This is a genomic window from Variovorax sp. J31P179 (assembly GCF_030316985.1).
GTDB lineage: Bacteria > Pseudomonadota > Gammaproteobacteria > Burkholderiales > Burkholderiaceae_C > Variovorax > Variovorax ginsengisoli_B.
The window spans coordinates 76353-82872 of the sequence record NZ_JASZYL010000021.1 but is presented as its reverse complement, the minus strand read 5'-3'; the positions used below and the strand labels follow the sequence as shown (position 1 = coordinate 82872).

5 protein-coding genes are annotated in these 6520 nt (G+C 69.3%); 1 reads left to right on the top strand and 4 read right to left on the bottom strand.

Annotated features, from left to right (window positions below; all coding sequences use genetic code 11):
* Positions 1-108 precede the first annotated feature (108 nt).
* Genes QTI17_RS32395 through QTI17_RS32385 form a run of 3 tightly spaced genes read right to left on the bottom strand, consistent with a single transcriptional unit; the run spans position 109 to position 3885 of the window.
* Positions 109-1773 carry a putative 2-aminoethylphosphonate ABC transporter permease subunit gene (locus tag QTI17_RS32395; protein ID WP_286538055.1) on the bottom strand — a complete coding sequence of 555 codons (1665 nt, stop codon included), beginning with the start codon at positions 1771-1773 and terminating at the stop codon, positions 109-111.
* On the bottom strand, positions 1770-2837 hold the full coding sequence (locus QTI17_RS32390; protein ID WP_286538054.1) for an ABC transporter ATP-binding protein: 1068 nt from the start codon (positions 2835-2837) through the stop codon (positions 1770-1772). The genes QTI17_RS32395 and QTI17_RS32390 overlap by 4 nt, the downstream gene beginning before the upstream one ends.
* Positions 2838-2847: 10 nt before the next feature.
* The gene (locus QTI17_RS32385; protein WP_286538052.1) at positions 2848-3885 is read right to left on the bottom strand and encodes a putative 2-aminoethylphosphonate ABC transporter substrate-binding protein; all 1038 of its coding nucleotides are present in this window, start codon (positions 3883-3885) and stop codon (positions 2848-2850) included.
* A gap of 187 nt (positions 3886-4072) precedes the next feature.
* Between QTI17_RS32385 and QTI17_RS32380 the strand changes: the two genes are divergently transcribed.
* Positions 4073-5839: an ABC transporter ATP-binding protein/permease gene (locus QTI17_RS32380; RefSeq protein ID WP_286538051.1), complete on the top strand. Its 1767-nt coding sequence runs from the start codon at positions 4073-4075 to the stop codon at positions 5837-5839.
* Here QTI17_RS32380 and queC read toward each other — a convergent pair.
* A complete protein-coding gene (gene queC, locus QTI17_RS32375; protein ID WP_286538050.1) occupies positions 5818-6519 on the bottom strand; it encodes a 7-cyano-7-deazaguanine synthase QueC in 702 nt (233 codons plus the stop codon). The genes QTI17_RS32380 and queC overlap by 22 nt on opposite strands.
* Between the last annotated feature and the right edge of the window lies 1 nt (position 6520).

Genomic DNA, 6520 nt, shown 5'->3' with positions numbered 1-6520 from the left:
CTGCGGCGTTGCCCGCGCTTGCAAGGCGCAAGCCTTGCTGCGCGCGGGCGCCTTGCATCCAGCCCCTTTGCTCGACAACGCGATCCCCGGAAGTAGTGTGAACAGGCCCTAGCGGCTGCGCCAGCCCTGGGTGCGCGCCAGCACTGCCTGCCCAGCCAGCGCGAACAGTCCGCGGCCGATGGCCGCCGTGAGCATGATCAGCGAGGCCATCGCCGCCGCCGGCGCCACGTCGCCGGCGTCGTCCATGTTCAGCACCGCGATCGCGGCCAGCGTGGTCTGCGGCGAATACAGGAACACCACCGCCGAGACGGTCGTCATCGCGTTGACGAAGAAGTAGCCGCCGACCTGCAGCACCGTGGGCAGCGCCACCGGCAGGTGCACGCGCCACAGCGTGCGCCAGAACGGAACGCCCATCGACTCCGCGACCAGCTCGTACTCGCGGTCGAGTTGGCGCAGCGCGGTGAGCGAGGTCAGGTGGGCGACCGAGAAGAAGTGCGCCACGGTGCAGACGATGAGGATCGCCATGCCGCCGTAGAGCCCGTTGAGCGGATTCGCGGGTGCGTTGAAGAAGAAGATGTAGCCCACGCCCAGCACCAGGCCGGGCACCGCCAGCGGCAGGTTGGCCAGCAGGTTCAGCGCCTCGCGCAAGAGGCCGAAGTGGCGCGGCTTCTCGACCAGGTAGGCCGACAGGAAGGTGGCGACCGCCCCGGCCGCCGCGGCGCCCAGCCCGAGCTTGAGCGAGTTGACATAGCTGCCCCAGCCGCCGCCATCCATGTTGCTGAAGTCGTAGTTCTTGAGCGACGGCGCGAGCTTGTAGGGCCAGTAGGTGGCGAGCGATGCGAACACCGCCATCCCGATCATCACCAGGATGGCCGCGGCGATCAGCAGGCAGACGCCGAACAGCACCCGATCGCGCAGCGCAACGGGCTCGGGCCGGTGCGGCGTCGCGCGGGCCGACATCGCGGCCGCCTGGCGCCGCCGCACCCGACGCTCGACCGCGAACGACAGCACGGCCGGGATCAGCAGCACGAAGCCGACCACCGCACCCATCTGGAAGTTCTGCTGCCCGACCACCTGCTTGTAGATGTCGGTCGCCAGCACGCCGGTCTGGCCGCCCACCACCTTGGGCACGCCGAAGTCGGTGATGACCAGCACGAAGACCACCATGCAGGCCACGATCAGCCCATAGCGCGAAGCCGGCAGGGTGACCGTGCGGAAGATCCGCCAGCGCGAGGCGCCGAGGGTCTGCGCGGCCTCGTAGAGCCGGCCGTCGGAGGTCGCCATCGCGGTGGTCAGGATCAGCAGCGCATGCGGCAAGGTCCAGAACACCGAGCCGAGCACGATGCCCAGCGGCCCGTAGATCGACAGGCCGCCCAGCCAGTCCTTGAAGATGCCCTGGTTGCCGAACAGGTAGATCAGGCTGATCGCCGGCAGCAGCGAGGGCGCCAGCAGCGGCAGCAGCGCGACCGCGCGCAGCGGGCCCTTGCCGCGCATGCAGGACAGCGTGAGCGCATAGGCGTAGACGTAGGCGATCGCGGTGCACAGCACGGCACTCAGCGCGGCAAGCCAGACGCTGTTGAAGGCCGACTGCACCAGCGCCGGGTTGTCGAGGTAGCGGGCGAAGTTGGCCAGCCCGACGAAGGCACCGGCGCGGTCGAAGAAGCTCTGGCCCACCAGCGCGGCCACCGGCAGCGCGACGATCACCACCAGGATGGCGAGCGCGAGCCCGAGGCCGGCCGCCGTAAGCCAGCGTTCGCGGTCGAGCGCCTTCAACGCGCCAGCACCGACAGCGCGTGCTGCGGCAGCTCGATGTGCACCATGCTGCTGGGCACCAGCGCCTCGCCGACCCGGTGGTCGGCCGGCAGCTCGGCCTCGATCTCGATGCCCAGCGGTTCGCAGGCCAGCCGGGCGGCGGTGCGGTTGCCGAGGAACTCGGTGTCGAGCAGCCGGGCAGCGAAGCTGTTGGCGCCCAGGCCGTCGCCGAAGCGGCGGACCACGACCTGCTCGGGCCGGATGCCGACGGTGGCCTGCGCGCCCACCTGCAGCGCGACGGGCGCGCAGTGCAGCTCGCTGTCGCGCACCCGCACGCGGTCGCCGGCCAGCACGGTGGCGGGCAGCATGTTCATGCGGCCGACGAAGCCGGCGACGAAGCGGGTGCGCGGGCGGTGGTAGAGCTCGCCGGGCGTGCCGGCCTGCTCGATGCGGCCGTCGTGCATCAGCACCACGCGGTCGGCCATCGACAGCGCCTCCTCCTGGTCGTGCGTGACCATGATCGTGACGATGCCCAGGCGCTTCTGCAGCGCGCGGATCTCGCCGCGCAGGCTGGCGCGCACCTGCGCGTCGAGCGCGGACAGGGGCTCGTCCAGCAGCAGCAGCCGCGGATTGGGCGCCAGCGCGCGGGCCAGGGCCACCCGCTGCTGCTGCCCGCCCGACAACTGCACCGGGTACTTGTCGGCATGGGCGGCGAGGCCGACCAGGTCGAGCATCTCGCGCGAGCGCTTGGCCATCTCGCGCGCCAGCGCGCCGGTCGGATGCAGGCCATAGGCGATGTTCTGCGCCGCCGTGAGGTTCGGGAACAGGGCATAGGACTGGAACACCACGCCGAAGCCGCGCGCCGCGGGCGGCAGGCCCGCGATGTCCTGGCCGTTCAGCAGCAGCTGCCCGTGGTCGGCGCGCTCGATGCCGCAGACGATGCGCAGCAGCGTGGTCTTGCCGCAGCCCGAGGGCCCGAGCAGGCAGACGAACTCGCCGGGCTCGACATCGAGGTCGATGCCGTCCAGCACGCGGCTGGCACCGAAGGACTTGCCGACGCCGCGCAGGGAAAGATAGGACGTCATGCGCCGGGTCTTACTGCGGCGGCGCCTTCTTTTCCGACTTCGATTCGTAGCGCTTCGACCATTCGGTCAGGATGCGGTCGCGGTTGGCGGCGGCCCAGTCGAAGTCGTTCCTGGCCAGCAGCTTCTCGACGTCGCCCGGCACGAATTCCAGCTTCTCCTGGATGCCCGGCAGCGCCAGCACCGCGAAGTTCTTCGCATAGAGCTCGTTGGCCTGCTTCGTGACGGCCCAGTCGGCCAGCGCCTTCGCGGCCTCCGGCTTCTTGGTCGTCTTCATGACCCCGGTGGCCTCCATGTCCCAGCCCAGCCCCTCCTTCGGCAGCACGATGTCGATCGGCGCGCCGTCGCGCTTGGTCTTGTTGGCGCGGTACTCGAAGGACATGCCGAGCGCGAACTCGCCGGCGCCGGCCTGGCGGCAGGGCTTGCTGCCGGACTGGCTGTAGATGCCGATGTTCTGGTGCAGCGCGTCCATGTACTTCCACGCCTTGTCTTCGCCCATCATCTGGATCCAGCCCGACACCATCAGGTAGCCGGTGCCCGAGGCGGCCGGGTTCGGCATCGTGATCTGGCCCTTGTAGACCGGGTTGGTCAGGTCGGCCCAGCTGGCGGGCTTGGGCAGGTTCTTCTTCTGCGCCTCGGTGGTGTTGAAGCAGATCGCCGACGACCAGACGTCCATGCCGACCCACTTGGGCGGGTTGGCGCTGTCGCGCATGGTCGGCTTGATGGCCTCGAGGCCCTTCGGCGCATAGGGCTGCAGCATGCCTTCCTTGTCGAGCAGCATCAGCGAGGTCGCGGCCAGGCCCCAGACCACGTCGGCCTGCGGATTCGCCTTCTCGGCCAGCAGCTTGGCGGTCACGATCCCGGTGGAGTCGCGCACGAACTTGAGCTCGATCGAGGGGTTGTCCTTCTCGAAGGCCGTCTTGTAGGCCTGCACCTGGTCGGCCTCGAGCGCGGTGTAGACCAGGAGCTCGGTGCGGCCTTGCGCGATGGCGCCGGCGCCGAGGCCGAGCAGGACGGCAGGCAGGAGGGATTGGAAGGTACGACGCAGCATGGGGATTCCTATCGGGACACGGGAGAACAGCGCGCAACGGCACGCGAAGCCCGTCGATCATCGGCAGCGGATGTGACAGGCGTTTGTCAGCCGGGCCCGGTTTTCAGCGCCGTTTAAGAAAGCGCGCCCGCGCGGGTTTAGGATGAAAGCAACGCGCCGCCTCCCGGCGCGAACCTACTCCCACGCCATGACTGCAAGCACCGGTTCCAAGAGCATGCTGACCACTCTGCGCCGCATCGGCGCACTGGCGGCGCCCTATTTCAACTCCGAGGAGAAATGGCGGGCCCGCGGCCTGCTGGCGGCGATCGTGGCGCTCAACCTCGGCGTGGTCTACATGCTGGTGCTCAACAACCAGTGGTACGCGCGCTTCTACGATGCGCTGCAGAACAAGGACCAGGCGGTCTTCTGGCGCGAGATCGTTTATTTCTGCTGGATCGCGGCCGGCTTCATCGCGATCGCGATCCTCAAGTTCTACCTGACCCAGCTGCTGCAGCTGCGCTGGCGGGCCTGGATGACCCGCAGCTACCTGCAGCGCTGGATGGCCGACCGCACCTTTTACCGGCTCGAACTGGCACGCTACGGCCAGCAGGACGGCCAGTCGCCGGACAACCCCGACCAGCGGATCCAGGAGGACATGCAGCTGTTCACCGACTACACGATGACGCTCTCGATGGGCCTGCTCAACGCGGTGGTCACACTGGTGAGCTTTATCGGCATCCTGTGGGGCCTGAGCGGCGTGGCCAACTTCACGCTCCTGGGCCACAGCTTCTCGGTGCCCGGGTCGATGGTCTGGATCGCCCTGCTCTATTGCGCCGCCGGCACCGTCATCACGCACTACATCGGCCGGCCCCTGATCGGGCTGAACTACCAGCAGCAGCGCTACGAGGCGGACTTCCGCCACCACCTGGTGCGGGTGCGCGAATACAGCGAGGCGATCGCGCTCGACCGCGGCGAGCAGGTCGAGCACGGCCAGCTCGAGCTGCGTTTCGGGTCCGTGCTGAAGAACTACCTGCAGCTGATCAAGAAGCAGAAGAACCTGGTGGCCTTCACGGCCTCGTTCGGCCAGGCCTCGGTGATCTTCGCCTTCATCGTGCAGGCGCCGCGCTTCTTCAGCGGCGCGATCCAGCTCGGCCAGCTGATGCAGGTCAACTCGGCCTTCGGCCGGGTCCAGGATTCGCTCAGCTGGTTCGTCGACAACTACGACCGGGTGGCCGTCTGGCGCGCCACCGCCGACCGGCTGAGCTCCTTCGAAGCCGCGATGCGTGCCAACGCCGGCGCGGCCAGCGCGCTCGAGCGCACCCCGGCGGACAACGCCAGGGGCCTGCGCGCCGACGGCTTCGGCGTCACCCTGCCCGACGGCGCACGGCTGATCGAAGGCGCCGCGCTGGCCGTCCAGCCGGGCGACGCCGTGATGCTGCAAGGCCCTTCGGGCAGCGGCAAGTCGACGCTGTTCCGGGCCTTCGCCGGCATCTGGCCGTTCGCCAAGGGCCGGGTCTCGATGCCCGACAACACCATGTTCATCCCGCAGCGGCCCTATGTGCCGGACGGCCGGCTGCGCGACGCGCTGGCCTATCCCCAACCTGCCAGCCAGTTCAGCGACGCGCAGCTGGTCCAGGCCCTGAACGACGCGCTGCTGCCCGACCTGGCCGGCCGGCTCGACGACCGCGATGCCTGGAGCCAGAAGCTCTCGGGCGGCGAACAGCAGCGCCTGGCGATCGCCCGCGTGCTGCTGCGAAAGCCGGCCTGGCTGTTCGCCGATGAAGCAACGAGTGCGCTTGACGCCGACAGCGAGGCGACGCTCTACAAGCGGTTGACGGCGATGGTGCACGCCGCCGGCGGCGCCATGGTGTCGATCGCCCACCGGGCCTCGGTCGGCGACCACCACCAGCGCCGCTGGACGCTGGTGCCGCAGCCCGAAGGCAGCGGCGTGCGCTACAGGGTCGAGGCGACGTAGCCGGCCCAGCCCCGGGCCCGCAGCTCGCAGGCCGGGCAGCTGCCGCAGCCGTAGCCCCAGTCGTGGCGCTGCGTGCGGTCGCCGAGGTAGCAGGTGTGGGTGTCCTCGACGATCAGCCCGACCAACGCATCGCCGCCGAGGCGATGCGCCATGGCCCAGGTCTGGGCCTTGTCGATCCACATCAATGGGGTCTCGATGACGAAACGCCGGTCCATGCCGAGCGTGAGCGCGACCTGCAGCGCCTTCATCGTGTCGTCGCGGCAATCGGGGTAGCCCGAGAAGTCGGTCTCGCAGACACCGGTCACGATGACCTCGAGGCCGCGCCGGTAGGCCAGCGCGCCGGCCAGCGTGAGGAACAGCAGGTTGCGGCCGGGCACGAAGGTGTTGGGCAGGCCGTTGGCCTGCATCTCGAAGGCGATGTCCTGGGTCAGCGACGACGCGCTGACCTGCCCCAGCACGTCGACCGACAGCAGGTGGTCGTCGCCGAGCCGCGGCGCCCATTGCGGGAAGCGCTCGCGCAGGCGGGCCAGCACGGTGAGCCGCGCATCGAGCTCGACCCGGTGGCGCTGGCCGTAGTCGAAGCCGATGGTCTCGACCCGCTGGTATTTCGCGAGTGCATCGGCCAGGCAGGTGGTGGAGTCCTGGCCACCGGAGAAGAGGACGAGGGCGGTGGTGTGCATG